Source organism: Kosakonia sp. SOY2 (genome assembly GCF_027109175.1).
Lineage (GTDB): Bacteria > Pseudomonadota > Gammaproteobacteria > Enterobacterales > Enterobacteriaceae > Kosakonia.
On sequence record NZ_JAPVXH010000001.1, the window covers coordinates 599,421 to 625,453 of the forward strand.

Consider the following 26,033-nt stretch of genomic DNA (forward strand, 5'->3'; position numbering starts at 1 on the left):
GCGGATTAGCCGCTGATTTTCACCAGTGTACGGCCCTGGATTTTATTGCTGAGAAAATCGGCAGCGGTTGCCGGAGCCTGTTCCAGCGTAATTTCGGTTGCCGCCTGCTGGTAGTAACTTTCTGGCAACGTACGTGCGAGATTTTCCCACACGGCGCCGCGCTGTGCGGTTGGCACCATCACGGAATCCACGCCCTGCAAACGCACGTTTCGCAGAATAAACGGCATCACGGTGGTCGGCAGTTCGAAACCGCCTGCCAGACCGCATGCGGCAACGCATCCGCCGTAGTTCGTCTGCGCCAGCACTTTTGCTAACACGTGGTTGCCAACCGTATCAATCGCACCGGCCCACAGCTGTTTTTCCAGCGGACGGGTCTGTTCAAAATCGCTGCGCGGCAGGATCTCATCGGCGCCCAGCTTACGCAGAAAATCATGGGTAGATTCGCGACCGGTTACGGCGGCAACGGTGTAGCCCAGCGCTTTCAGCAGCACGACAGCAGTGCTGCCAACGCCGCCACTGGCACCGGTGACCAGCACGGTACCATCCTGCGGTTTAATCCCGGCATCCTGCAGCGCCATGACGCACAGCATGGCGGTAAAACCAGCGGTGCCAATGATCATCGCATTGCGCGCACGTAAACTTTCCGGCAGCGCCACCAGCCAGTCCCCTTTTACGCAGGCCTGCTCGGCAAGTCCACCCCAGTGGTTTTCGCCCACACCCCAGCCGGTGAGGATCACGGCCTGGCCGGGAGTAAAGCGCGCATCGCGGCTTTCGCTCACGCGACCGCAAAAATCAATGCCTGGCACCATCGGGAACTGGCGAATGATTTTGCCTTTACCGGTGATAGCCAGCGCGTCTTTGTAGTTAAGGCTGGACCAGTCAATATCGACCCGAACGTCGCCTTCACCCAATGCGGGCAGGTCGACCTCTTTCACTTCCGCCAGGGTTTTATTCTCATTCTGTTCCAGAACTAATGCTTTCATGACTGCGTTTTCCTCGTCGGATGAGGTGTATTTTCGGCGTTTTCGCCGTCCTGTGCAGATGCTCCATCCCCCGTCATGCTTCACGCAGCAGGGGCGGTTGTTATGCTGTGGTGGAAAAATTTCCAGTACTGATCCAGCGGCTCGACGGAGCGGAACAGTTTGGCGCGCATTACTGCGCCTTCCCAGCCGGACCAGAACACCCTGGCCAGTTCGCGGCTCGCGGCGTCTGGCGGCAGTTCGCCGCAGACTTTTGCTTCATCGAGACACGTTGCGACGCGCGTTTCCCAGTCGGCGAGGATGGCTTTCAGACGCGCCGGGAAGGCTTCCGGTAACAGTGGCGTTTCCTGCAACAGGTTGCCCACCAGGCAACCCCGGCGGAAATCGTATTTCGCCATTCCCTGGCCCGCGTGGTGCACAAAGGCGGCCATACGTTGCAGCGGGGAGCGCTGGGTATCGGTTAAAAATTTATCCAGTTTATGCGCGAAAAAGTCGCCGTAAGCGGCCAGCACTGCCATGCCAAATTCCTGCTTGCTTTTAAAGCAGTGATAAAACGAGCCTTTAGGAACCGCGATATTTTTGATCACTGCATCAATGCCCGCCGACAGATAGCCGGTTTCGGTTAGCACTTCCAGGCCGGAGCGAATCAGCTCCTGGCGGGTATCGGTAAAGTTGCGCTCGACTTTTGGCGGCCGTCCACGGAGGGGTTTTTGCCGTGCTGCTGTTTCGTCATTCATAATTTAGACCGATCGGTTTTAATTCGGCAGAGGCTACGCCGATTTACCATTCCAGGCAAGCGAAGAAACAAAAAAGCCCGCACGAGGCGGGCTTGCAAACTTGCCGGTTGACGCTGTTACCGCAAACGCCAGCGGGCAAACCGGGTTAGGCGGTGGTATTGATATTACGACCGATTGCCGGGTTGGAAGGTAACTGCGGGATCTGCTGAATCAAGTCGCTGGCGATCGTTTTCTGGGTATCGAGCGCTTTTTTCAGCACCAGCGTGTTGACTTGGTTATCAAGCTGATAAGAGTCAAGGCTGCTGGCTAATGATGCAATTTGTATCGGATCCATGCTGTAAATCCTTTATTGTAGAAAAAACAACCAGAGAACAGCTATGAGTATAGCTGCACAATTTTTATCGGCAGTAAGCGCGGGATCTTTAAGCGAGGCGTGAGACGAACCCAATGATGAATAAGCGAAAACCCGCCGTGGCGGGTTAATGGAGAAAGATTAAGCGCCGGGACTTTCGGCGAATTTCAGCAGGGCATCGCCATCCAGCCGGTAACGCACCCATTCACTTTGCGCCCGCGCGCCGATGCTCTGGTAAAAATCAATGGCCGGCTGGTTCCAGTCGAGCACGCTCCACTCCAGACGACCGCAGCGGCGCTCAACGGCATACTGCGCAATCTTTTGCAGCATCGCTTTTCCGGCACCGTTACCGCGAAAATCGGGCGAAACGTAGAGATCTTCCATGTAAATGCCGTTTCGGCCAAGCCATGTCGAATAACTGGTGAAGAAAACCGCATAACCCACGGCTTTGCCTTCGATTTCGCAGATCAAGGCTTCCGTTTTGCTCTCCGTGCCAAACAGGGTTTCGCGGATCTCATCTGCTGTGGTGATCACTTCTTCAGGCGCTTTTTCATACACCGCCAGTTCATAAATCATCGAAAAAATAGCGCTTGCGTCAGTCGGGCGGGCGGGGCGGATGGTAATGCTCATTGCGTTTCCTGTTGTTGTTACCGGGAGTTCAAAATTGATGGCCGCCAGCATAAGCGGTATTGTGCAAAGAATTAAGTGCAATGAAATCACTACTCGATGAATATTATGCATCCCACGTTACGGCGTCTTGATCTCAACCTGTTACCCGTTTTCGACGCGGTCTACCGCCACCGTTCTGTGCGCCAGGCGGCAGAAGAACTGGCGATGAGCACATCGGCGCTCAGCCACGCGCTCTCAAGACTACGTGTGACGCTCAACGACCCGTTATTTTACCGGGAAGGGCACGTAATGTGCCCAAGCGTTTATGCCAGCCAGCTTGCGCCCGCCATTGCGTCGGCATTAGCGCATCTCAACCATGAACTCACCCCGCACGCGGAGTTTAATCCCGCAACGACCACAGACTGTTTGCAGGTCGCGATCACTGATTTCACCGTGTTTAGCATTTTCCCCGCGCTGATGGCCGCATTACAGCATACAGCGCCCGGCCTGCGTTTTGAGTTTCGCTATTTGCCTCATAGCCCGGCGCTTAATGAGCTGCTGGCAGGAGAAGTGGATTTCGCGCTGGGGTTTAGCGCGCCGCAGGATATTCATTACGCAGAGCTGGATGAGATCGGCTTGTTTGCAGATGAATATGTCGTTATCAGCAATCAACACAGGCAACAGTTAACGCTGGACGATTACCTTGCCGCGCGCCACCTGGTGGTAACGCCGTGGAATGAAAGCAAAGGCGTGCTGGATTGTGAACTCGAACGTCTGGGTTATACGCGACAGGTGGCGATAAAAACCCCCTCGATGCTCAGCGCGCCTTTTATTATCGCCGACAGCGATCTGCTGATGGCGCTTCCGCGTTCGGCAGCGGAAAAGTTAAAACAGGCGGCAAGGATTACCATTTTTGCGCTGCCTTTTGCGGTTCCGCCGTTCGAGGTGAAGATTTATTCCCATAAACGCAGCGGCAAGCGCGGGGCGGCGCAGTGGTTGCAGAAAATGTTGAAAGAACTGTCGCACCCGCAAACTACGCGCAACACGTAAACAACCTGACCGTAGGCCAGACGTTGCGCAGTACACGCAAAAACGGCGATGACTCGTTAGCGAATGCGGCGGGATTGCTGTTATCTCCCGGTGATGCCTTCGCGCATGAATGTGACGGCGTTCTTATTTATTAATAAGACTTTCGCTGGCTGCATTAACCCGCCAAAAATAACACTCTATTTATTAATTGGTTACTTTTTTATAACCTCAAAACGGTTAAGTTGTGAAAGATATACAACTTCTATCGATTAACTCGTTTTTTTTTATTTCCGATATAGAGATAAGGCGCGGTTCGAATGCCCGAAGCCGATGCTGTACCCGCCATATAAAACAACAATAGGTACTCATGCCATGAAACTATCCCTCGCGCAAAAACTTTGGCTCCCTCTCATCGTGGCGCTGGTGTGCCTTGCCGGGACACTGCTCTACAGCTCTTTTACGGTCAAAGAAGACCAACTGTCACTGCGGAAAAACGAGTTGCAGCATGTTTCGCAACTGGCGCTGAGTATCGTCAAAACACAGGCCGCGCTGGTTGATAAAGGGGCGATCACGCAACAGGAAGCGCAGCAGCGTGCAACCCAGTTAATTAAGGATTTACGCTATGGAGAAACGGGATACTTCACGATTCTCAATACCCAGGCTGAAGTGATTATGCATCCGATCAACGCCAAGCTGATTGGTCAGGGGCCACAGGTTGCGGATGCCAATGGTGCCTACATCTTCAGAGATATGGTTGCGGTTACCCGTGATAATCAGGCCGGGTTTACCGCTTATGTTTTTCCGCGCCCTGGCGAGACGGAAGCTCAGCCGAAAATCGCTTACAGCATTCCGTGGACGCCCTGGGGCTGGATCATCACCACCGGTCTGTATGTGGATGATATCGACGCGGCGTTTCGGGTTTCGCTGTATCAGAACCTGATTGAATTTGTGGCTATCAGTATTTTGCTGTCGGTGATCGTCTATCTCATCAACCGGGGAACGTTGCTGGCACTTGGGGGCGAACCTCTTTATGCCGTTGATGTCGCCGCGCGGATTGCCGCCGGGGATCTTTCGCAGGCGGTGGATAAAAAATCCGGGGATAACTCAAGCCTGATCCACGAAATGGGCGTGATGCGTGAGCAACTGACCGCCGTGATCAATGATATCCGTGAAGGGGCGGAGATCATTAACACCAGCACCCATGATATTGTTGCCGGAAATCAACAAATTGCCTCACATTCCGAGCAGCAGGCGATGTCGCTGGAGCGCACCTCGTCCAGCATGGAAGAGATCACCGCCGCCGTGAAACAAAACGCGGAGAACGCCGGGCAGGCGCGTCATCTGGCGAGTGAAGCTGTGGATATTGCTTCGCGCGGCGGTGTGGTAATGCAGAGCATGAATGAAACCATGAACGGTATCTCCGAGAGCGCCGGGAAAATAGCGAGCATTATCGAGGTGGTCAACGGCATCGCGTTTCAGACCAATATTCTGGCGCTGAACGCGGCGGTTGAAGCAGCCAGAGCGGGTGAACAGGGCAGAGGCTTCGCGGTGGTCGCCGGTGAAGTGCGCAGTTTGTCATTGCGCAGTTCGCAGGCGGCGCAGGAGATTAAAGGGCTGGTGGAAGAGTCTGTCACGCGCGTCAATAACGGCTCGTCACAAATCAAAATTGCCGGCAGCAGTATCGACGACATGATTGTGGCGGTGCGGCGCGTCTCGGACATCATGTCGGAAATCTCCGTCGCGACCGAGGAGCAGAGTAAAGGCATCAGCCATGTTAACGAAGCGATTGTGCAAATTGATGCGGTCACGCAGCAGAACACCGCTCTGGTTCAGCATGCGGTATCGGCGGCCAGTGCGCTGGAAGAGCAGACCCGTCGACTGACGCAGACGGTGGCCTTTTTTAATACCGGCAGATAATCACCGCGACATCACGTTCCTGGGCCTGCGAAGGCAGGCCCGTTAAGGCTTATCCCTGCCAGCCTCGCCATTACAGGCAAAGCAGCATCTGCAATCACGGGGCTTCATCTTCACTTTTACGGTGGACAGCCTTTATTGCTCAATCGGCAAGCGTAAGCCCTGAGCGCAACAATGCTGCTGGTCAGGAATATCTGAAAAAACGCGAGGTTGAAAACCGCGACTGGTGCAGGGGACGCACGCGCTCGGCTCGCAAAGCAACGTTTTGCCTGGATGAAAGGTGAGGGGTTTATCGCGTGCGGTTGGTAGAAAAGCAAAAAGCCTGCTTAAAAGCAGGCTTTTTTAAATCTGGCTCCTCTGACTGGACTCGAACCAGTGACATACGGATTAACAGTCCGCCGTTCTACCGACTGAACTACAGAGGAATCGTGTGAACGGGGCGAATATTAGCGATGCCCCAGAGCCTTGTCAAAGGATGGATCGTGCCGTCGCGATCGTTTGCTGACTATTTCAGCAATCTGCTGCCGGGATAAGCACTTAAGCGCGCATTTGCACCAAAATTGTGCAATGCATCCGCCATGGGGCATCATACAAACCACTGTTTCAGTAATAATTCCCCCGCTCGTAATTAGAATCTCTTATTATCCAGCCTGTTAGCGCCTTTCATTTTGCCTAACTAAAACTGGCAAGCATATTGCAACTCCTCTGGCTACATCACATCCGGCGTTGGCACTGGTACCCGTACAGGAGGCAAAATGAACTTAAGACGACTGAAATACTTCGTAAAAATCGTCGATATTGGAAGCCTGACTCAGGCAGCCGAAGTATTACACATTGCGCAGCCCGCGCTGAGCCAGCAGGTTGCCACTCTGGAAGGCGAGCTGGATCAGCAATTGCTTATTCGCACCAAACGCGGTGTGACGCCGACCGAAGCGGGCAAAATCCTCTACACCCATGCACGGACGATTTTGCGCCAGTGCGAACAGGCGCAACTGGCGGTAAACAATGTCGGTCAGTGCCTGCGGGGACAAGTCTCCATCGGCCTGGCACCGGGCACTGCTGCGTCTTCCGTCACCATGCCGTTGTTGCAGGCGGTGCGGACCGAGTTGCCGGAAGTTATGGTTTATCTGCATGAAAATAGCGGCTCAACGCTGAACGATAAATTGCTCAGCGGGCAACTGGATATGGCGGTGCTGTATGAACGCGCGCCTGGCGCGGGGATCAACAGCCTGCCGCTGCTGAAAGAGGATCTCTATCTGGTGGGCACGCGTGACTGCCCAGGCCAGAGCGTCGATCTGACGGCGGTTGCCGATATGAATCTTTTCCTGCCGCGCGATTACAGCGCTGTCCGTTTGCGTGTTGATGAAGCCTTTTCGCTGCGTCGACTGACCGCGAAGATCATTGGCGAAATTGAGTCGATCGCCACGCTGACGGCGGCGATTGCCAGCGGAATGGGCGTGACGGTACTGCCGGAGTCTGCCGCGCGTTCGCTGTGCGCTGCGACCAACGGCTGGATGGCGCGTATCACCACGCCGTCGATGAACCTGCCGTTGTCGTTAAACGTTTCCGCGCGCGGCACGCTCTCGCCGCAGGCGCAAGCGGTGAAAGATATTTTAATGTCATTAGTCAGCCGCCCGGCAATGGAAAGCCACGAGTTGCAGCTGGTGAGCTAAGCATTATTCCTTAATGGAATAAGATGCTGGTTTTTATTATTTGTTCTGCCTGGCCGCAGACTTTAACAATATCGTCATGTCTGACAGGCCAGGAGCAGCGAAGGGTGAATTTCCAGCAACTCAAAATTATCCGCGAGGCGGCGCGGCGGGATTACAACCTGACCGAAGTCGCCAACATGCTTTACACATCACAATCCGGCGTGAGCCGCCATATTCGTGAGCTTGAAGAAGAGCTGGGGATTGAGATTTTTATCCGTCGCGGCAAACGTTTGTTGGGCATGACGGAACCCGGTAAAGCGCTACTGGTGATTGCCGAGCGCATTCTTAACGAAGCGAGCAATGTGCGCAGGCTCGCCGATCTCTTTACCAATGACACCTCTGGCGTACTGACTATTGCGACGACGCATACTCAGGCGCGTTACAGCTTGCCCTCGGTGATTAAAGCTTTTCGCGCGCTGTTCCCGGAAGTGCGGCTGGAATTGATTCAGGGCACTCCACAAGAGATTGAATCTCTACTGCATAACGGTGGCGCAGACATCGGCATTGCCAGCGAACGCTTAAGCAATGACAGCTCACTCGTGGCGTTCCCCTGGTTTCGCTGGCACCACAGTTTGCTGGTACCGGCGGATCACCCGCTGGCGCAATCCTCACCGTTAACGCTCGAAGATATCAGCCGCTGGCCGCTTATCACTTATCGCCAGGGGATAACCGGACGTTCGCGTATTGATGAAGCGTTTGGTCGCAAGGGGTTAATCCCGGATGTGGTGCTGAGCGCGCAGGATTCCGATGTTATCAAAACCTATGTTGAGCTGGGGCTGGGCGTCGGGCTGGTGGCGGAGCAATCGAGCGGCGAAAACGAAGAGGGCAAACTGGTGCGGCTGGATACGCAACACCTGTTTGATGCCAATACTGTCTGGTTAGGGTTAAAACGCGGCCAGTTACAACGAAATTATGTCTGGCGCTTTATTGAACTGTGTAACGCCGGGCTGTCGGTAGACGATATCAAACGCCAGGTGATGGAGCCGGACGAAGCGGCGATCGATTACCAGATTTAACAAGGGTCACAAGAAACAGAGCCTCCGCATGCGGAGGCTTTTTTTATTGATGCGCGTGCGGCGGTGTTTTCATCAGCATCGCTGTCAGAGCGGAGAGCAGACAGCCTGCCAGCAGATAAATGGCGACGGAATGCCACTCACCGCCGGAAAAGTTCAGCAGCGCGGCGGCAATAAAGGGCGTAAACCCGCCGCCAACCACGCTGGCGACCTGGTAACCAACACCCGCGCCGCTGTAGCGATAACCCGCGCCGAACATTTCGGTGAACATCGGCTGCTGTACGCAAACCACCATATCGTGGGCGATATTGGCCAGCAGTAACGAGAAGATCACCACGCCGAAAATGGAGCGCATTTCCAGCGCCATAAAGAACGGGAAGGCGCTCAGCGCGCCGATCAATGCGCCGGTGATATAGATGCGCCGCCGTCCAAAACGATCCGCCAGCCAGGCGAATAACGGAATGGTCAGGCAACTTATCCCGCCGACCAGCAAGCCGATATTAAGGAACAGCTCACGCGGTAAACCCAGATTTTGCGTCGAGTAGTTCAGCGCAAAAGCGGTGACGATATACATGGTCAGCAGTTCGCACAGGCGCAGGGCGATAATTTTCAAAAACGCCCCCGGATGGCGAAACAGCGCTTCAAATACGGGCGGGCGTTTTTTTATTTGCGTCGGTTGTTGTGTCTGCGCTCGTTCAAACTCGGCCGATTCCGCCATGCCGTTACGCACCCACAGCGCACCGAGCACCAGTACAATGCTGAACAAGAAAGGCAGACGCCAGCCCCAGCTCAGAAACTGTTCGTTGGTGGTCAGGCTGCTGATGAGCGACACAAGCCCCGTGGAGAGCAATAACCCGACGCCATATCCGACCTGAACGCCGCTGCTATAGAAGGCTTTTTTGCCGGAGGGCGCACTTTCGACCGCTAGCAGCGCCGCGCCGCCCCATTCGCCGCCAACGGCGAAACCCTGAATGGCGCGCAGGATGACCAATAACGCCGGTGCCCACCAGCCGATGGTGGCAAAAGAGGGCAGAATACCAATACAGGCGGTGGCGATCCCCATCATCCAGACCGTCATCATCAGCATTCGCTTGCGACCGAGACGATCGCCGAAATGACCAAAGACAATGCCGCCGAGCGGGCGGAATAAAAATCCGACGCCAAACGTGGCGAAAGCGGCAAGCGTGCCCATCGCCGGATCTATCTGCGGGAAAAATTCGCTGTTAAACACCAGCGCGGCGGTGATGCCATACAGTAAAAAATCGAACCAGTCGACCACTGCGCCAGCGAAGCTGCCCCAGGCTGCACGGCGGGCGCGATTTAGTGGCGGTACCTCTTCATCGGGGCGGGTTGTGATGAGCGTGGAGTCCATAGTTGTTCTGTCCGTTCCTCAAAATTGCAAAATTTTCTAGTTTTAATAGGAAAAAAGGTTACTCACATCGTACGCAGCTAAAAAAGTCGCTATTGAGACTACAGCGACAGCGGACAGGTGAAAACTCTTTTGCAGAGCGGGCGGCATGAAAGGGGGAATTTAACTCAGGGGGCGTTAATGCGCAGAAGATTATTCGGTTGTCGAATGATTCGCATGTGTGGCATTCGGTCGGTCGATGTTACACCGCAGGCGCCGGCCATAAGCCGTTAATCTTCTTATCGGATGCCCGGCCTGTCATGCGCCTGGCAGGCCAGGTATCCGTGTTATTCATTGCATAGGCATTGATGGCTAACGTACGCGATGAATACGGCGTAAAGCGGCAAGCAGGTTGTTTTTATCCGCCTCGCTGAGATTGGGCGCCATAATTTGTGCCGACAGCCATGCGGTGTCTGCTTCAGTGAAAGGGCCGGTGAGCAGTCGCTGGCTGATGGCAGTGAGCAACTGGCTATCGAGTTGATTTATCTGCTGCCGGGTCGCGTCCAGGCTTCTGACCGAGTGGCTGGTATCCGGTGTGGCTAACCAGTCGGCCAGATAGCGATACTGAACGGCCTTGCTGGCGTTCATTAATGCGCGGAAAAAAGGCTCCACGGAACCGGGATCCAGACCCGCGTCCTGGGCATTTTTCACTGCTTCTGCCAGTACTTTTTGTTCCCGCCCGACATCTTCCACGGGGGAGTGGTGCTGTGCCTTGTAACTGGCGACGTCTTTCATGATCAGCATGCGTTCATTGAGTGCTGATGAAAGTGTGCTGAGCGACACCGAGGCGACGGAGCCTGCAAACACATTGCCGCACATGAACAGTGACGAAAGGAAAACAACCGCAGACTGGAACATCAATTTACCCTCCTGTCAAAACCCAAAAAAAAGCCGTTCTCGGGGAAGAACGGCGAATCGACCATCACGGCTAAAATCACTAACACGATTCATATTCTATTAGTTACGTGAATGGATTATTTCCTGGTGAGCGTTTTATGTAAGTAAATGAAACGATGTAAATAAGCGACAAAGAGTGAGGGCGCAGCACGAAAATTGTGCTGGCGCATGCGGGATGTACAATACCAGGCGCGGGACGACGCGGGAACGCCTGACGCTCTCGTGTCGCTCAGGCTTAACGCTTGTTACCTTTGGGAACATTCAGATGACAGATATCACAATCAGACCAGCGCGAAGCGAGCATTTTGCGGCGTTAAGAGCCATCGAACTTGCATCGTTTGAAACCCTGCGCGAGGCGGGTGCAGTGAGCGGAACGCCTGTCGCTAACAGCCTGGAAGCGTTGCACCAGCTGTGCAGGGAAGGGGTATTGCTCGTCGCGTTTGCACCGGACGATATTCCCGTCGGGTTTGCCGGTGCCGTGATTAGGGAAGACTGGCTGCACATTGCCGAAGCGGATGTTCACCCGGACTGGCAGCGGCAGGGCATTGGCCGGCGCCTGATGCACGCGCTTTTGTCGGAAGGCAAAGCACGCGGTTTAAACGGTGCCTCGTTGACGACCGATCGTAATGCGCCCTTCAACGCGCCTTTTTACGCTTCGCTGGGTTTTGACATCGTTGAAGGCAACGCCATTTCACCCCGGCTGAAAGCGGTGCTAACAGAGGAAATCCTCGCCGGGCTGGATCCGAAACGCCGGGTTGCCATGCAATTAGTATATTGAAATCAAGGGGCGCAGTGCGTTATGTGCAAGCGTACCCGAACGGTTAGATAAACAATCGCTTAGCGCAGGCAAGCGATATATTTCTCACCTGAACGGCGCACCATTTCCGCAGCATCGTGCGCGATCTCCCGCCCTTCAAACGCACCGTAGAGTTTCGCGAATTTCACCGCATCCAGCCGGCGCGTTATTTCACGAACCGTCTCTGCCGACAGCGGCAGCATATTCGGATAGCTCCACATAAAGGAGACGGCATTAGCGCCTGGCGTGACCTGAACGATATCGCCGGATAGCAGCACACCGTCATCCCGCGCCCAGTGAAGGACGCAGCCGCCGGCAAAATGACCGCCAAGGCGCATGATACTTACGTCTGATGTCAGTTGCAGGGTGTCGCCATCCCAGAGGGTAATGTGCGGGCTGTCGCGCATGATCCATTCGCGATCGCGTTCATGCAGATAAATCGGGGCGTCAAATACGGCAGCCCAGTCTTGCATGGTGGTATAGAAATGAGGATGCGAAATAGCGATAGCCCTGAGCCCGCCCAGAGAGGCGATCAGCGTTTTTGTGGCGTCGTCGAGGGTGGAAATGCAGTCCCACAGGATATTGCCCTGCGCTGTTCGCAGCAGAAAAGCGCGCTGCGCAATCGCGAAATCAGGCACGGTTTTAATGCTGAAGAGATCGCTTTCGTGTTGTTGCCATTTATTGACATGCGAGGCCAGAAGGGTGGGGAAATCAACCCACTTCTGCCCGGTTACCGGCACGAACTGGCGCTCATCTTCGCAAATAGTGCACCGGTGTGGGGGAGTGTCAGTTATTTCATACGATGTGCCGCACGCGTTGCATAAGGTGATCATTATTGTCCTCTTTGTTGCGGATACGTCAGTGCTAAAGGGTTTTGCAGCGAATGGCCGCTTTTTTGCGCGCCATTATTTGAGTAATAACCTCTTTAGCATGGCACATGGAGGCTGCGGTATGTGCTGGAGAGTGCGGCCAATAAAAGAAGAATTGTCCGCTGCGCGACAGAACGGTTCAGCGCGCAGCTGGCTGGGGCAGAACGAAGGAAAAGGTGATTGCCGGATTTAAGGCTCGTTCGGTGGGAAGGTGTCGCGTTTTTCTGCCCATTTCAGCATGGCATCCAGCGCCGGGCACAGGGCCTGGCCCCACTCCGTCAGCCGGTATTCCACCTTCGGCGGGATCTGCGGATAGACCTTGCGTGACACGATGCCATCCGCTTCAAGCTGCCTTAGTTGCTGGCTTAACATCTTTTGCGAAATGCCCGGAATAAGCCTGCTGAAATCGGAGTAGCGCTGCACTTTTCCATCAAATAAATGAAACAGGATGACCAGCTTCCAGCGGCCTTCCAGTAATCGCAGCACCTGTTCGACGCCAAGCGCGGCGGTATCGGGGGTATAAATCTTACTCATAAGCCTGTTACTAACTTTTTTGTGCGTTCTTGATGATTTGAAACTATATGGTGAAAATGAGAGCACCGCAAACAACAGGAGCCTCTCATCATGTCTTTGTCACTACCCGACGCTGTTGCTACCTACTTCGCCATCAGCAATGGCGCAGATATCGCCAATGTTAACCACTGTTTTACGCCTGATGCCGTGGTTATCGATGAACATAAGACCCATCGCGGCCTTGACGCTATCCAGGCCTGGCAACGCGACGTGCAGAGTGCGTTTGCGTACACCGTTGAACCGATCCGGGTTGCTGTTGAGGGAACACGGTTAACGGTGACCTCGCATGTGGCGGGCAATTTTCCCGGCAGCCCGGTGCAGCTTAACCATGCGTTCACTTTGCTGGACGGGAAGATTGCCGCACTGGAGATCGTCTGATGAGCATAAATCTGAACTTACAAGGAAAACGCGTTCTGGTCACGGCGGGCACTAAAGGTGTCGGAAAGGCGGTTGTTGGCCTGTTTCATGAACAGGGGGCGAAAGTGTTAACCACCGCGCGGATCCAGCCTGATGAATCGTTAGCAGATCACTTTGTGGCGGCCGATCTGACAACGGTTGAAGGTTGTCAGCGCGTCGCGCAGGCGGTGCAGAGCCGCTTTGGCGGCGTTGATATTATTGTTCATGTTGTTGGCGGCTCGACAGCGCCCGCGGGTGGTTTCGCGGCGTTAGGCGAAGAGGAATGGCAGCAGGAACTGAATCTCAATCTGCTGCCTGCGGTCCGCCTCGACAGAGCACTTTTACCCGGCATGCTCGCGCAGGGAGCGGGGGTTATTATTCATGTCACCTCCATCCAGCGCGAACTGCCGTTGCCGGAATCGACAACAGCGTACGCCGCGGCAAAGGCTGCACTCTCGACCTACAGTAAAAGCCTGTCGAAAGAGGTTTCACCAAAAGGGATCCGCGTACTGCGTGTCGCACCCGGCTGGATTGAAACGGAAGCCTCTGTCGCGCTGGCTGAACGGCTCGCGCATCAGGCAGGAACGGATTACGAAGGCGGCAAGAAAATCATCATGGATTCGCTCGGTGGCATTCCGCTGGGGCGTCCATCAAAACCGGTGGAAGTGGCAAATCTCATTGTGTTCCTCGCTTCATCCTGTGCGGCGGCAATCACGGGTACGGAGTACGTTATCGATGGCGGCACAGTACCCACCGCGTAATCGCGACTATGATTGCGCGTGACCTCCATGTGCCGGCGGCTGTTTTATTCTCTCGTGCGAGCTGGAATGTGCGTAAACCAGGCCGCTCGCTGTACGGAAAAAGAGAAGTAACGGCTGAAGGGAAGGGGGCAACACGTTGTCAGGCCTGAAAAGCAAAAAGCCTGCTTAAAAGCAGGCTTTTTTGAATCTGGCTCCTCTGACTGGACTCGAACCAGTGACATACGGATTAACAGTCCGCCGTTCTACCGACTGAACTACAGAGGAATCGTGTGAACGGGGCGCATACTACTGGCCCCGTACTTGAGTGTCAACACTAAATTTAACACACTGATTCAATTGGCGAATTAAAACACAGGCGGCGTTTTAATGTACCTGCCTTGCGCTTTCGTTATCGCAGCCCGCCTGCCCGCGCAGACGGCTTAGCGGATCCTGGCCATAAAAATGGTAGAAGCGCTGCCACAGCGCCGGGAAGCGGGGAGCAAACAGCTCTGGCGCGCTAAAGAAATACTCGGAAAGCACGGCGAAACACTCTGCCGGATCGGTTGCCGCGTAGGCGTCGATGCTGGCCGCGCTTTCGCCAACCAGGTCAATCTCATCCTGAATATTGTCCATCGCGGCGCGCAGATCGTGTTCCCAGCCGGCCACTTCACGCAGCGGAATCAGCGGAATGCCGCTGGCGCGATCGCCGTTGCGCGTATCCAGCTTATGCGCCACTTCATGAATAATGAGATTGAAGCCGGAAGCGTCGAACGAGTCCTGAATATCCAGCCAGTTAAGGATGATAGGGCCTTGTTGCCAGCTCTGCCCGGACTGAACCACGCGCTGATTGTGCACCAGGCCAATGTCGTCTTCCCACTCGTCATCAACAACAAACGGCGCCGGGTAGATCAGCACTTCGTGGAAGCCATCGAGCCATTCAAGACCAAGCTCCAGCACCGGCAGGCAAAACAGTAAGCCGATGCGCGCGCTTTTCAGCGCATCCAGATCGAATCCTTGCAACGGAACCAGTCGTTTTTGCTGCAAAAAACGGTCAGCCAGATGAACAAGTTTCTCCTGTTCCTCCGGCGACAAATTTGCTAACACAGGGGCATTTAACGCTTCTTCCCAGGGGTACTCTGCACCTTCGGCAGATTCCCTTGTCTTCCAGGGCCACTTAATCATCGTTTTGCTCGCAAACTCGCCACTTGAACCAAATTAACGGGACAGGGTCTGTTAAAATGCCAAATTACCTGGCATCATGGCAACCATCTGAACGGAGAGATGCCGGAGCGGCTGAACGGGACGGTCTCGAAAACCGTAGTTGGGGCAACTCAACCGGGGGTTCAAATCCCCCTCTCTCCGCCATTATTCAAACAGTTACGCGCTTCGCTTTCAACGACTCCCGTCACAGTTGCTTTTCCACTCTTGCATTTGCACATTTTATAACCTTTTCTTAACATAATCGATAGAAATGATTGCCGCTTTTACCATTAATTTTTGTAGCGTTTTCCCGCGGCCTGGAAATATCACCGCACGCGCGTTAATTACACTTTTTCTTATTAATTTTTATCCCGTTACGTCTGTTTGTCATTTACGTGTTGCACACTCTTTGGCGGTCTGCGGCCGTTGCAGGTGAGGGGATTCATCAGTCTCGCTGATATATCTTTAAAATTCATCAACTGGCGATATGATGAGAGAGTTGTCACATTTATGTCGGAACCATTTCCCTCCTTTCATCCCTTAACCCATGCGGAAAAAACCATTATGGACGATAAAGCGGTGCGCAGCCTCGGTGGCAAACTGGCACTCTGGGTGTTCTGGATTTTCTGCGTCTATTTTGTCTGGTCGGTGCTTAATGATATCTGGCCAGTCAGCCAGACAAATTTGCCGGCCGGGTTTAATACTGGCACTGTGGGAACCGCGACCGGGAGCTGGCTGAATTCATTTTTTGGCGTGCTGGTGTTAGCCGTCGTGGGTGCGATACTTGGCGCTATTGCCTGGTACACACGTCCGCAGGATCCGGATGGCTGAAACAGCAGGTAAGGGCTTTAATTGACGGGAACAAGCATGAATGTAATCGACTGGCAGCATCGTTTTGACCAATGGATTTCTCAGCATTTCAACCACGGCGACGCCGCGCATGATGTCTCACACTTTCGTCGGGTCTGGAAAACAGCACAAACGCTCATGCAGGGCCAGCAGGTCGATGCGCTGGTGGTGCTGACCGCCTGTTATTTTCATGACATTGTGAGCTTTGCAAAAAATCACCCCCAGCGTCATCAGTCCTCGGTGATGGCCGCAGAAAAAACGGCGGCTATTCTTGCAAGCGAGTTTCCTGATTTCCCGCAACACGCCGTGGCTGGCGTGCGCCATGCCATTGAAGCGCACAGCTTCAGCGCCGGCATTGCCCCGCAAACGCTGGAAGCGAAAATTGTTCAGGATGCCGATCGGCTGGAATCGCTGGGGGCGATTGGCCTTGCACGCGTTTTTGCCGTTTCCGGCTCAATGGGAGCGGCCTTATTCGATGGCGAAGATCCGTTTGCCGCCGAACGTGAACTGGATGATAAAGCCTTCGCTCTCGATCATTTTCGTTGCAAGCTGCTGAAATTACCCGCCACCATGCAGACTGAACAAGGGCGTAAACTCGCCGAACACAACGCGGATTTTTTAGTGCACTTTATGGCGAAACTCAGCGCCGAATTGCAAGGCGATCACCAGCGCGTTGATGAAGAGGTGCTGCGCCGCTTTGGTTTTCATCTGGCCTGACGGAGACGCGTGATGGCGGATGTGCATGATAAAGCGACGCGCAGTAAAAATATGCGCGCCATCGGCACAAAGGATACGGCGATTGAAAAGCGGCTTGCCTCGTGTCTTGCTTCACTGGAACTCGATTTTCGTGTCCAGGGCGCCGCCTTGCCGGGGCGGCCTGATTTTGTGCTCGACGATTATCGCTGCGTTATCTTTACCCACGGTTGCTTCTGGCATCACCACACCTGTTATCTGTTCAAAGTGCCTGCCACACGCACGGATTTCTGGCTGGATAAGATTGGCAAAAATGTTGAACGTGATGCACGTGACACGGCGTTGTTGCTGGAGCAGGGCTGGCGAGTGCTGGTGGTCTGGGAGTGTGCGCTGCGGGGGCGGTTAAAACTTAGCGACGAGGCGCTAAGTGAACGGCTGGAGGAGTGGATCTGCGAAGGTCAACAGACCGCGCAGATCGACACTCAGGGGATCCATGCGACGACGGTTACTTCTCTGCCTCGCAAGGCGTAACGATCGGGCGCGCCGGAATGAGATATTTACCCAGCGTCACCAGTACCACCGCCATAATAATAATGCCCAACGCCAGCCATTCCACGGATGAGAGATGTTCCCCGCCAAAACTTGTGCCGAGCAGCACGGCGACAACCGGATTGACATACGCATAGCTGGTGGCAACGGCAGGCGAGACGTTGCGGATCAGATACATATAGGCGTTGATGGCGATAATGGAGCCAAAGAGCGCCAGATAACCGACGGCAAAGAAACCGGAAAGTGGCGGTACTGCGCTAAGGCGCTCGCCACTTAATGCCGAAGCCGCTAACAACACAATGCCTGCAGCCAGCATTTCGATTGCGCCCGCCATCATGCCGCCCGGCAGTTCAATGCGCGAACCGTATACCGAGCCAAATGCCCAGCTTAGCGAACCGACCAGAATCAACACGGCCCCCCACGGATTACCGCTTAAATTTCCGCCGCTATTAAGTAAAACAATGCCTGCCAGACCAATGGCTATGCCAAACCATTCAAGTTTTCGCGTCTTAATGCCGAAAAAATGACTGAAACACAAGGTAAATAACGGAACGGTCGCCACAACAACAGCGGCAATTCCCGATGGCACATTTTGGTGTTCGGCGACGGTCACAAACCCGTTGCCCACCGCCAGCAGCAGCACGCCAATCAGTGCGGCATTAAGCATCGGGCGCAGCGGCGGCAATTTATGGCCGGTCAGTAATAAGACGCTGGTCAGAATGACGCCCGCAGATAAAAAGCGTGTACCGGCCAGCATAAACGGCGGCCAGCTTTCAACACCAATGCGAATAACAAAGTACGTGGAACCCCAAATAATATAGAGCGCGAAAAGCGCGCCAATAAGCGGTAAAACCTGCCTGAAACGCATAACCCACCACGGCAAAAGATAAGAGGCTTATAGTAAACGTTAAAACTATCGGCCTGGCGAGTGGTTAATTGCGAAAGAAGTGTTAAATTTTTGTTGACTCAAGGAGGTGATTTTCGTCCCGGACTTTTTCCATCATACTGAGAAGCGTGACATCATAAATTCAAAAGGAAGACATTTTGGCAGGAAGTAGTTTATTAACATTACTCGATGATATTGCGACGTTGCTGGATGATATTTCAGTGATGGGCAAACTGGCGGCGAAAAAGACCGCCGGTGTGCTCGGCGACGATCTTTCGCTTAACGCGCAGCAAGTCACCGGCGTGCGCGCCAATCGTGAATTGCCGGTGGTGTGGAGCGTCGCGCGTGGGTCATTGCTGAATAAGGTGATTCTCGTCCCGCTGGCGTTACTGATTAGCGCCTTCATCCCCTGGGCCATTACACCTTTGTTGATGCTTGGCGGCGCATTTTTATGCTTTGAAGGTGTGGAAAAAGTGTTGCACACGTTTGAAGCGCGTAAACATAAAGAGAGCCCGGAGGCGCGCCAGCAGCGTCTGGCGGCGCTGGCAGCGCAGGATCCGCAGCAGTTCGAGAAAGATAAAATCAAAGGCGCGGTGCGCACCGATTTTATTCTCTCTGCCGAGATTGTTGCCATCACGCTTGGCATCGTTGCCGACGCGCCTTTGCTGAATCAGGTGCTGATCCTGTCGGGCATCGCGGTGCTGGTTACCATTGGTGTATACGGGCTGGTGGGTATCATCGTGAAGCTCGATGATATGGGCTACTGGCTGGTAGAGAAACCGGGCGTTCTGACGCAAGGGCTGGGGAAAGGGTTGTTATTCACCGCGCCCTGGCTTATGAAGATCCTGTCTGTCGTTGGTACGCTGGCAATGTTCCTGGTCGGTGGCGGGATTGTGGTACATGGTATTGCGCCGTTACATCACGCTATCGAACATTTTGCCGCGAGCCAGCCCGCACTGCTACAGGCGCTGACACCGATGGCGGCCAACCTGGTGCTGGGCTTTGTGATTGGTGCCGTGGTGGTCGCGGTTTTGAAAGGTGTGGAACGTTTACGTGGCGGTGAAAAATAAAATCTCGCGGCAGGGATTATGCAAATTTAAGTAACTTCGTCTAAGGTGAAAAAGTTTCGCCCTGATACCGGAGGCAAGAATGGTCTTTTTGGTCAGCGATGAAGTGCAGAGTAAAAAGGGTGGTCCGCTCATGATTGTTACCGGTTATGCCAGCGGTATGGTTGAGTGCCGCTGGTATGACGGCTACGGCGTCAAACGGGAAGCCTTTCGTGAAGATGAGCTGATGCCTGGCGACAGGCGGCGGATCCACGAAGAAGCATAACCACTAAAACGCCCGGCATTGCTGGGCGTTTTTATTGCCGGATAAAATACGAGCGGGGCGAAAGAGCACTCACAGAGATTTCAGGGAGCCCGTGTGCGGCAGAACCGTGTCGTAAAACAGCCCAGGTCGTTTAAACAACTGCAGCGCTATTTTGTTCCGGCTCAGGTGGTCAACCTTTGCTTTGTGATCGTGATGGTGTGCTCGACGATCCTGACGTGGCGTGAAGTCATTGTGCTGCAGGGGGCTTATGTCGCCAGCCAGCGTAGCGCGCTGGAAAACGTCAGTAATGCGCTGGATATGCAGTTTCAGGTCGGTGTGGACCGGTTGCTCTTTTTCAGAAATGGCATGCAGGCCGCCCTGCAAACACCTTTGGGATTTGAAGCGTTAAATTCCGTGCAGGGCGAGTTTGATCGTAAACGTGCCTTACCGTACTGGCAGATTGGGCTGGATAACAGCCGGACGCTGCCCATTTACGGCGTTTCCGATGCTTTGGTTGAACAGAGCGAGCTGCTGCGTCGCGACGAGGAGCTGTTGCACAACGAACTCACGGCGGCAATGGAACTTGGCTACCTGTTTCGCCTCTCCTCTGAGGCCTCTATGTTGCCGCGTCAGGCTTATTATTTCTCACGTGCGGGCTTTTTCCTCTCCACGCGCGCTGTTGAGCATGAGCAGGACATTATTTCTACCTATTACCGCTTATTAACGCGCCCCTGGTTTAGCAGCCAACAGCTGCAGAAAAACCGCGCGCGTGGGGTTCGCTGGTTCACTTTTTTTACCAACTCAGAAAGCAACAGCTTTGTTGCCGCCAGTGTGCCGCTTGATTATGAATACTATTGGTACGGTGTACTGGTCATGAGTTTCCCGTTGAGTGCGATTAAGCCGTTACTGGTTGGCGTACAACTCCAGCAGGATGGCGGGGAGTATCAGCTTTACGATAACCATTTCCGGCTGCTGACCAGTACGCAACCGCAACAAAATGCCAGCGGCGAGTTTAATCAGGATGAGATCGCTAAGCTACAAGCAGACATGACACGCGATACCGTCGGTGGCCTGCATCTGGGCACCCGTTATGTGAGCTGGCAAAAACTTAAACATTTTGGTGGCGTGCTGGTGCGCATTCACTCTTTGCAGGAAGGCCTCTCCGGGGATTTCGGGCGTATCAGCATTGCGCTCTCGCTGTTGTGGGTGTTGTTTACCGGCATGCTGCTTTTTTCCTGGGTGGTCATCCGCAGAATGGTGACCAACTTGTATAGCATGCAACACACGCTGCAATGGCAGGCGTGGTTCGACCCGCTGACGCGCCTTTATAATCGGGGCTCGTTTTTTGAGCAGGCGAAAGTGTTATCTGAAGAAGCGCGGGTTCAGCGACGGCCTTTCTCAGTCATTCAGCTTGATATTGACCATTTTAAGGGCGTCAATGACCAGTTCGGTCATCAGGCTGGTGATTTGGTACTATCCCACGCCGCCGGGCTTATCAGCAGTTCCCTCAGAGAGCAGGATGTTGCCGGGCGCGTCGGCGGCGAGGAGTTCTGTATTTTATTACCGGACAGCACACTTGAGCAGGCGGTACAGGTTGCCGAGCACATCCGTTCGCGCATTGAAAGTAAAGAGATCCTGATCCACAAGCGTACGACTTTGCGCATCACGGTTTCCCTCGGCGTCTGCGATGCGCAGGAAAACGGCAATTACGATTTTGAATATCTGCAATCCGTCGCCGATAGCCGCTTATACCGGGCGAAAAACAGTGGTCGCAATCAGGTCTGTTCAGTGGATGTGATGCCAAAGAGGTGATCCAGACCTTCACGCCAGCCCGCTGCTCCCTCTTGTTGCGTGTGATAAACCCGTGGCGGGCTATCCTGACGCAGCGTTACTCCCTGACGATTAAGGCCTTTTACCACCACGGCGTAGTCAACGTTATCAAGTAGCGGCGCATCGTTTGGCCCGTCACCCAGCCCGACCGTGACAGCGCGTTTACCCCGGTAATGGCGATATTGCCGGGTCAGCCAGTTTACGGCCTGATCTTTTCCGCCGCGCTCATCCAGCACATGCCAGAAACGGGCTCCCTGAACAACACGTAAGCCCAGTTGCGCCAGCGCATCATCAAAGGCGGCCATGTGTTCATCGCTGTCGCGCCAGATCAGGGTTTCAGAGGCTTCCTGCAACTTAGCAAGAGTAGCCTGCGCAGGCGTAAGGCCTGTTAACTCTGCCAGCACATGTTCATCCAGCTCTGTAAAGGTTGTGAATTTCCAGCCATTGCTCAGGCGTAATTGAGTCAGCACACGGGCGATTTCCGCATGGGGGGAACCCGTAATAATCCGTGGGTAGTCATCGTGATCTTGCCAGTGTTCATCTAACTGAATCACCGCGCCGTTTTCGGCAATAAAAGGCAGACCTTGCAGTTGCAGCATGTTTTGCACAGCGATCATTTCTGCCGCGGTTTTGCTGCTACAGAGGATTACCGGTATCTGGCGCTGGCGCAGGCGCGCAAGCCACCCGGCAGCGGGTTGCCATTCACCGGTGTGGCTATCCAGCAGCGTTCCTTCTATGTCAGAAAAGATCAGTAACGGGTCGTCCAGGCTCGGCATAGTGAGCTCCTTTGGCAGTATGAGTCGGGAGACTTTTGTCGCGCATTGTATGCAGTAGAATACAGATGTATCTGCTAATTCATTGATTTATAGTTATTTCTTGTCATGTGGACGTTTTATCTATAAAGTTGTCCCCACATCAGATTCCCTGGTGTACGAATTTTAAGTGCTTCTTGCGAGAGCAAGTTTGTCCCGGCCGTTTCGGCGGCCGGGATGTTTTCTTCAGCGATTCGCCTCCGTAATACTGAAGTCATGCACGTCCAGTTCAAATGCTTCCGCCAGTTCCCGCCAGGTATGATATTCCCGACCATCCACGCTCACGCGCTGGCCATCTTCGTCGTCGACACGATGCACTTCGCTTTCGCTGATTTCGTTAATCGCAGCCAGCAGGGCATCAACATCGATATGCACGTCCCGCTTTGCGGTCTCGCTGTACTCTTTGACTGTTTTCACGCCGTCACCTCCTTCATAAATGCAGTGTTAAGTATAGTCGGTAGAAAAAATCGCCAGCTAAACGCAGGCACGCTGTCAGGGCTGCGGTTTTGTTCTACACTGGCGTAAATGCGAGAGGAGGGTACTTATGAAAGTTAACGATCGGGTTACGGTCAAAACGGACGGGGGTCCACGCCGTCCGGGGGTGGTATTGGCTGTCGAAGCGTTTAATGAAGGTACGATGTACCTGGTCTCACTGGAAGATTACCCGCTCGGGATTTGGTTCTTTAATGAAAAAGACCACCCGGACGGCGTATTTGTAGAACGTGCAGATTAATATTTCGCCCTCCGCCTGGAGGGTGAATAAATAAAAAATATCCTCAACGCATATTAACAAATATACCAGTGGTAACATTATCTGTTAGCCGCACTACATGATATATAACCTGCTTATTATGCGTTTTAATTTTTCTTTTAATATTACCCTTATGTGATGATACCGTTTTCGCTTTAATATTCATCTGATCGGAGATTTGAATCGTATCCTGCCCGGACATCCACATTCTCAACATGCTTGACTCGGTACGACTTAGTGAAAGTGTTGGTAAGTTAATGGTCCCAACGCTTTTTTTCTCTTTGTTGAGACAATCTCCCAGAATATTATCCAGCGACTCAGGCTTGATTGATTTAGAACTAATCAATAAGTTTTTGCGAACCAAAAGATATTCATCAAAGTGGATATTGGCGATAGCCATAAACACAATAAAAAGTGTACGGGGATGCTGATTAATGACTTGCTTAATGTGTTGACTGCTGCTTGGGTCATGAATAAAGCAGTCCTCATTAATAAACACCACGGTTGGCTGGAGTGTGGCGCAAGCTGATTCGAGTTCATCAACAGTCTGGATGTCGTTGATATCTCGCTTTTTAACCCCCCGGCTTGTCAGATACCCTGTTAATCCCAACCGGGTATAACTGCATAAATCCATAATAATCGTTGACATGGCATACCCTCACTCAATGCGTAACGATAATTCACCACCCGCCAGAAGCTTCAGAAGCCATACAGGAAAAACTTATATTACTGAAGTACGACGCGAAACTTCAGGCGAACCCACTATCCCGTAAAGTTAGGTATAATTTGCCAGGAATCATCTTAAAGTAAAGTAAATGTTGCGTTATGTGAGAAGGCTAAAAACAAATAAGCCGCGCCAGATATATGGTGGGGGATGTTTTTCAAATTTAACTTTAGGAATATCCTCAGAAAGGCATTACTAAAGTCAGGGATTACTATTCTGTGGAAGTTCGCTAACAATATCAGCTAACAGATTGAAAATCTCACTGAATAATCGCTCACAATAAGGGGCGATTAACGGCATCATTGCCGCCATCAGTAAAATCCCAACGCTTAACGTAACGGGAAAACCAATCACGAACACCGACAATTGCGGTGCCATGCGGTTCAGTAAACCAAGGGAAAGGTTAATGGTCAGCAGCAATGTGATAACCGGTAACGCCAGCATCAACCCATTGAGGAAGATCATGCCTGCCGCACGCGTCAGCGCCAGGTACGCATTGCTGTTTACCGGATTACCGCCAATCGGCAGGGTGTGGAAGGTATCGACCAGCATCGAGATTAACCACAAATGCCCGTTAAACGTGAGGAACAGCAGCAGCGCCAGCATATCGAGGATGCGCGCCAGCACCGGCATGTTTAAGTGGCTGGTGGGGTCGACAAAGGTGGCGAAAGAGAGGCCCATTTGCAGGCCAATCAGCTCACCGGCGGTACGAATAGTCGCAAAGGCGAACTGCATCGTAAAACCGAGCGCGACGCCAATCAGGATCTGCTGTAGCGCCAGCCAAAGCGCCGCCGGGGCGAATACCGGTACATCCGGCGTTGGCGGCAAGGCGGGGGCGATAACGATGGTAATCACAATCCCCAGCCCCACTTTTATCCGGCGCGGAATACGCGATTCGCTGAGGATCGGCGCGGTCATAATTAACGCCATCACGCGCAGCAGTGGCCAGAAATACATACTGATCCAATGCAGCCACTGATCGCTGGTGACGTTCAACATAAGTCGGCTTACCCGATGATATAAGGAATGTTGTTGAACAGGGTGCGCATGTAATCAAGCAGTAAATTCAGCATCCACGGCCCGGCAACCACAATCGTGACAAACACGGCGATGATTTTCGGGATAAAGGAGAGCGTCATTTCGTTGATCTGTGTCGCCGCCTGCAAAATACTGATAATCAGGCCCGTGACCAGCGCAACCAGCAGCAGTGGGGCAGCGAGCGCGAGTGCGACTTTCATCGCCTCGGTACCCATCATCATGACCGATTCTGGTGTCATGGCTTACTCCTAACTGTAAAAGCTCTGGGCGAGCGAGCTGACCAGTAACTGCCAGCCATCCACCAGCACGAACAGCATCAGTTTGAACGGCAGGGCAATGGTTGCGGGCGGTACCATCATCATCCCGAGCGCCATCAGAACGCTGGCGATCACCAGATCGATAATCAGGAACGGAATAAAGATTGTAAAACCAATCTGAAACGCGGTTTTCAGCTCGCTGGTGACGTAAGCGGGCAACAGAATGCGCATCGATACGGCTTCCGGCCCCTGAATCGGCGGGCTATTAGAGAGACGGGCAAACAGCGCCAAATCGGCTTCGCGCGTCTGACGCAGCATAAATTCACGCAGCGGTTGTGCGCCGCGTTCCAGCGCCACATCGACGGAGATTTTATTCTCGCTAAACGGCTGATAGGCGTCGGTATAAATCTTGTCGATCACCGGCGACATAATAAAAAAGGTCAAAAACAGCGCCAGCCCAAGCAGCACCTGGTTTGGCGGCGCAGAGGGTGTTCCCAGCGCGTTTCGCAGCAGGCCGAACACAATGATGATGCGGGTAAAGCTGGTCATCATCAGCAAAATGGCGGGCAGGAAGGTGAGCGAGGTAATAAATACCAGCGTCTGCACTGGCAGCGACCAGCTCTGGCCACCACCGGCTATCGGCTGGCTAATCAAACCCGGAAGTTGTGCAAATGCCGCAGGGGCAACCAGCCATAATCCGGCCAGCGCAAAAGAGAACAAACGGCGCATCAGGATCTCCCGGAACGCTTAAGCAAATTCTTCATCACGGTCTGGAAATCCACATTTTTCACGTTCACGTCCTCACTTTCTGCGGGTGCGGGAGGAAGTTTGTGCAACAGATTGATGTTGGTGGGCGTAACGCCCAGCACCAGGCGTGCATCCTCAACATCCACGATCACCACGCGTTCACGCGGGCCAACCGTGGTGCTGGCGGTCACTTTTAAACCCCGGCCGCTGGCGGTTTTGCCGCCGAGACCAAGGCGTTTGGCGAGCCACGCGATAATCAGAATTAACGCGATCATGCCAAACAGCGCGCCACTGACCTGCAACAGTGGCGAACCGGAAAGGGCAGACGGTTGGGAAACCGTGGCCTGTGTTTTCATGCTCG

At 53.6% G+C, this 26,033-nt stretch carries 31 protein-coding genes, 3 tRNA genes and 1 pseudogene; 16 read left to right on the forward strand and 19 right to left on the reverse strand.

Translation table 11 applies throughout. The features are described 5' to 3' along the window. Positions 1–5 precede the first annotated feature (5 nt). The 4 genes and pseudogenes from acuI to O3S68_RS02755 all read right to left on the reverse strand — a co-directional run bounded on the left by acuI (position 6) and on the right by O3S68_RS02755 (position 2,699). On the reverse strand, positions 6–983 hold the full coding sequence (gene acuI / locus O3S68_RS02740) for an acrylyl-CoA reductase (NADPH) (protein ID WP_097405943.1): 978 nt from the start codon (positions 981–983) through the stop codon (positions 6–8). Further along, positions 980–1,717, reverse strand: a pseudogene (gene acuR, locus O3S68_RS02745) (acrylate utilization transcriptional regulator AcuR). Before acuR ends, acuI begins: the two are co-directional and overlap by 4 nt. Before the next feature lie 145 nt (positions 1,718–1,862). Continuing rightward, on the reverse strand, positions 1,863–2,051 hold the full coding sequence (locus O3S68_RS02750; protein WP_017458405.1) for a YjfB family protein: 189 nt from the start codon (positions 2,049–2,051) through the stop codon (positions 1,863–1,865). Positions 2,052–2,210: 159 nt separating this feature from the next. Next, complete coding sequence (locus tag O3S68_RS02755; RefSeq protein ID WP_269230752.1) at positions 2,211–2,699, reverse strand: GNAT family N-acetyltransferase; 489 nt, start codon at positions 2,697–2,699, stop codon at positions 2,211–2,213. A 96-nt stretch (positions 2,700–2,795) separates the two neighbouring features. On the opposite strand from O3S68_RS02755, the gene O3S68_RS02760 reads away from it, so the two are divergent. Beyond that, a complete protein-coding gene (locus O3S68_RS02760) occupies positions 2,796–3,728 on the forward strand; it encodes a LysR family transcriptional regulator (protein ID WP_269230753.1) in 933 nt (310 codons plus the stop codon). A gap of 351 nt (positions 3,729–4,079) precedes the next feature. Then, positions 4,080–5,624: a methyl-accepting chemotaxis protein gene (locus O3S68_RS02765; protein WP_269230754.1), complete on the forward strand. Its 1,545-nt coding sequence runs from the start codon at positions 4,080–4,082 to the stop codon at positions 5,622–5,624. A gap of 346 nt (positions 5,625–5,970) precedes the next feature. Here the strand turns inward: O3S68_RS02765 and O3S68_RS02770 are convergent. Next, positions 5,971–6,046 (reverse strand) — tRNA-Asn (locus tag O3S68_RS02770). Between the two features lie 330 nt (positions 6,047–6,376). Between O3S68_RS02770 and nac the strand changes: the two genes are divergently transcribed. Together nac and cbl are read left to right on the forward strand one after the other, a co-directional pair. Beyond that, positions 6,377–7,294, forward strand: a complete 918-nt coding sequence (gene nac / locus O3S68_RS02775; protein WP_086873058.1) for a nitrogen assimilation transcriptional regulator NAC — start codon at positions 6,377–6,379, stop codon at positions 7,292–7,294. Positions 7,295–7,398: 104 nt separating this feature from the next. Beyond that, complete coding sequence (gene cbl, locus O3S68_RS02780) at positions 7,399–8,349, forward strand: HTH-type transcriptional regulator Cbl (protein WP_020454221.1); 951 nt, start codon at positions 7,399–7,401, stop codon at positions 8,347–8,349. A gap of 43 nt (positions 8,350–8,392) precedes the next feature. On the opposite strand, the gene shiA is transcribed toward cbl, so the two are convergent. Beyond that, positions 8,393–9,718 (reverse strand): shikimate transporter, encoded by a 1,326-nt coding sequence (gene shiA / locus O3S68_RS02785; protein WP_020454220.1) that lies wholly within the window; start codon positions 9,716–9,718, stop codon positions 8,393–8,395. 348 nt (positions 9,719–10,066) lie between these two features. Then, positions 10,067–10,612 (reverse strand): chorismate mutase, encoded by a 546-nt coding sequence (locus O3S68_RS02790; protein ID WP_160269609.1) that lies wholly within the window; start codon positions 10,610–10,612, stop codon positions 10,067–10,069. Positions 10,613–10,916: 304 nt separating this feature from the next. On the opposite strand from O3S68_RS02790, the gene O3S68_RS02795 reads away from it, so the two are divergent. Beyond that, a complete protein-coding gene (locus tag O3S68_RS02795; RefSeq protein WP_269230755.1) occupies positions 10,917–11,429 on the forward strand; it encodes a GNAT family N-acetyltransferase in 513 nt (170 codons plus the stop codon). Positions 11,430–11,488: 59 nt separating this feature from the next. Here the strand turns inward: O3S68_RS02795 and O3S68_RS02800 are convergent, their stop codons facing one another. After that, a complete protein-coding gene (locus O3S68_RS02800) occupies positions 11,489–12,280 on the reverse strand; it encodes an MBL fold metallo-hydrolase (protein ID WP_269230756.1) in 792 nt (263 codons plus the stop codon). On the opposite strand from O3S68_RS02800, the gene O3S68_RS02805 reads away from it, so the two are divergent. Next, complete coding sequence (locus O3S68_RS02805; protein WP_269231693.1) at positions 12,231–12,509, forward strand: hypothetical protein; 279 nt, start codon at positions 12,231–12,233, stop codon at positions 12,507–12,509. The two genes, O3S68_RS02800 and O3S68_RS02805, sit on opposite strands and share 50 nt — an antisense overlap. On the opposite strand, the gene O3S68_RS02810 is transcribed toward O3S68_RS02805, so the two are convergent. Continuing rightward, positions 12,506–12,850 carry a winged helix-turn-helix transcriptional regulator gene (locus O3S68_RS02810; RefSeq protein ID WP_020454215.1) on the reverse strand — a complete coding sequence of 115 codons (345 nt, stop codon included), beginning with the start codon at positions 12,848–12,850 and terminating at the stop codon, positions 12,506–12,508. The genes O3S68_RS02805 and O3S68_RS02810 overlap by 4 nt on opposite strands. 90 nt (positions 12,851–12,940) lie before the next feature. Here O3S68_RS02810 and O3S68_RS02815 point away from each other — a divergent pair, with 90 nt between their 5' ends. Both O3S68_RS02815 and O3S68_RS02820 read left to right on the forward strand, forming a co-directional pair. Further along, positions 12,941–13,267 carry a nuclear transport factor 2 family protein gene (locus O3S68_RS02815; protein ID WP_269230757.1) on the forward strand — a complete coding sequence of 109 codons (327 nt, stop codon included), beginning with the start codon at positions 12,941–12,943 and terminating at the stop codon, positions 13,265–13,267. Then, a complete protein-coding gene (locus O3S68_RS02820; RefSeq protein WP_020454213.1) occupies positions 13,267–14,046 on the forward strand; it encodes an SDR family oxidoreductase in 780 nt (259 codons plus the stop codon). The genes O3S68_RS02815 and O3S68_RS02820 overlap by 1 nt, the downstream gene beginning before the upstream one ends. Before the next feature lie 188 nt (positions 14,047–14,234). Here the strand turns inward: O3S68_RS02820 and O3S68_RS02825 are convergent. After that, a tRNA-Asn gene (locus O3S68_RS02825) sits at positions 14,235–14,310 on the reverse strand. Between the two features lie 99 nt (positions 14,311–14,409). Continuing rightward, positions 14,410–15,207, reverse strand: a complete 798-nt coding sequence (gene mtfA, locus O3S68_RS02830; RefSeq protein ID WP_269230758.1) for a DgsA anti-repressor MtfA — start codon at positions 15,205–15,207, stop codon at positions 14,410–14,412. A gap of 93 nt (positions 15,208–15,300) precedes the next feature. Between mtfA and O3S68_RS02835 the strand changes: the two genes are divergently transcribed. The 4 genes from O3S68_RS02835 (at position 15,301) to O3S68_RS02850 (ending at position 17,298) form a co-directional block, all read left to right on the forward strand. Beyond that, a tRNA-Ser gene (locus tag O3S68_RS02835) sits at positions 15,301–15,390 on the forward strand. A gap of 399 nt (positions 15,391–15,789) precedes the next feature. Beyond that, a complete protein-coding gene (gene drpB / locus O3S68_RS02840) occupies positions 15,790–16,056 on the forward strand; it encodes a cell division protein DrpB (RefSeq protein WP_020454211.1) in 267 nt (88 codons plus the stop codon). Positions 16,057–16,092: 36 nt separating this feature from the next. After that, positions 16,093–16,791, forward strand: a complete 699-nt coding sequence (locus tag O3S68_RS02845; RefSeq protein WP_269230759.1) for a phosphohydrolase — start codon at positions 16,093–16,095, stop codon at positions 16,789–16,791. 12 nt (positions 16,792–16,803) lie between these two features. After that, positions 16,804–17,298 (forward strand): very short patch repair endonuclease, encoded by a 495-nt coding sequence (locus tag O3S68_RS02850; protein ID WP_269230760.1) that lies wholly within the window; start codon positions 16,804–16,806, stop codon positions 17,296–17,298. Here the strand turns inward: O3S68_RS02850 and yedA are convergent. Next, positions 17,273–18,184 (reverse strand): drug/metabolite exporter YedA, encoded by a 912-nt coding sequence (gene yedA / locus O3S68_RS02855; RefSeq protein WP_020454208.1) that lies wholly within the window; start codon positions 18,182–18,184, stop codon positions 17,273–17,275. The genes O3S68_RS02850 and yedA overlap by 26 nt on opposite strands. 176 nt (positions 18,185–18,360) lie before the next feature. Here yedA and O3S68_RS02860 point away from each other — a divergent pair, with 176 nt between their 5' ends. From O3S68_RS02860 to dgcQ, 3 genes are all read left to right on the forward strand, one after another. Next, entirely contained in the window at positions 18,361–19,272 is a 912-nt protein-coding gene (locus O3S68_RS02860) for a DUF808 domain-containing protein (protein WP_097405729.1), read from the forward strand. Between the two features lie 79 nt (positions 19,273–19,351). Beyond that, positions 19,352–19,534: a YodC family protein gene (locus tag O3S68_RS02865; RefSeq protein ID WP_020454206.1), complete on the forward strand. Its 183-nt coding sequence runs from the start codon at positions 19,352–19,354 to the stop codon at positions 19,532–19,534. A 93-nt stretch (positions 19,535–19,627) separates the two neighbouring features. Next, positions 19,628–21,325: a cellulose biosynthesis regulator diguanylate cyclase DgcQ gene (gene dgcQ, locus O3S68_RS02870; RefSeq protein WP_097405730.1), complete on the forward strand. Its 1,698-nt coding sequence runs from the start codon at positions 19,628–19,630 to the stop codon at positions 21,323–21,325. Here the strand turns inward: dgcQ and O3S68_RS02875 are convergent. Together O3S68_RS02875 and yodD are read right to left on the reverse strand one after the other, a co-directional pair. After that, positions 21,289–22,119 (reverse strand): mannosyl-3-phosphoglycerate phosphatase-related protein, encoded by an 831-nt coding sequence (locus O3S68_RS02875; protein ID WP_020454204.1) that lies wholly within the window; start codon positions 22,117–22,119, stop codon positions 21,289–21,291. The two genes, dgcQ and O3S68_RS02875, sit on opposite strands and share 37 nt — an antisense overlap. A 222-nt stretch (positions 22,120–22,341) precedes the next feature. Then, positions 22,342–22,572: a YodD family peroxide/acid resistance protein gene (gene yodD / locus O3S68_RS02880; protein WP_017458383.1), complete on the reverse strand. Its 231-nt coding sequence runs from the start codon at positions 22,570–22,572 to the stop codon at positions 22,342–22,344. A gap of 127 nt (positions 22,573–22,699) precedes the next feature. On the opposite strand from yodD, the gene dsrB reads away from it, so the two are divergent. Continuing rightward, positions 22,700–22,888 carry a protein DsrB gene (dsrB, locus tag O3S68_RS02885; RefSeq protein ID WP_017458382.1) on the forward strand — a complete coding sequence of 63 codons (189 nt, stop codon included), beginning with the start codon at positions 22,700–22,702 and terminating at the stop codon, positions 22,886–22,888. Positions 22,889–22,931: 43 nt separating this feature from the next. Here the strand turns inward: dsrB and rcsA are convergent, their stop codons facing one another. From rcsA to fliO, 5 genes are all read right to left on the reverse strand, one after another. Next, positions 22,932–23,555 (reverse strand): transcriptional regulator RcsA, encoded by a 624-nt coding sequence (gene rcsA, locus O3S68_RS02890; protein WP_020454203.1) that lies wholly within the window; start codon positions 23,553–23,555, stop codon positions 22,932–22,934. Positions 23,556–23,831: 276 nt separating this feature from the next. Beyond that, complete coding sequence (fliR, locus tag O3S68_RS02895) at positions 23,832–24,629, reverse strand: flagellar biosynthetic protein FliR (RefSeq protein WP_269230761.1); 798 nt, start codon at positions 24,627–24,629, stop codon at positions 23,832–23,834. Positions 24,630–24,637: 8 nt separating this feature from the next. Continuing rightward, a complete protein-coding gene (fliQ, locus tag O3S68_RS02900) occupies positions 24,638–24,907 on the reverse strand; it encodes a flagellar biosynthesis protein FliQ (RefSeq protein WP_269230762.1) in 270 nt (89 codons plus the stop codon). A 9-nt stretch (positions 24,908–24,916) separates the two neighbouring features. Next, a complete protein-coding gene (gene fliP / locus O3S68_RS02905) occupies positions 24,917–25,654 on the reverse strand; it encodes a flagellar type III secretion system pore protein FliP (protein ID WP_017458378.1) in 738 nt (245 codons plus the stop codon). After that, the gene (gene fliO, locus O3S68_RS02910; protein ID WP_017458377.1) at positions 25,654–26,028 is read right to left on the reverse strand and encodes a flagellar biosynthetic protein FliO; all 375 of its coding nucleotides are present in this window, start codon (positions 26,026–26,028) and stop codon (positions 25,654–25,656) included. The genes fliP and fliO overlap by 1 nt, the downstream gene beginning before the upstream one ends. Between the last annotated feature and the right edge of the window lie 5 nt (positions 26,029–26,033).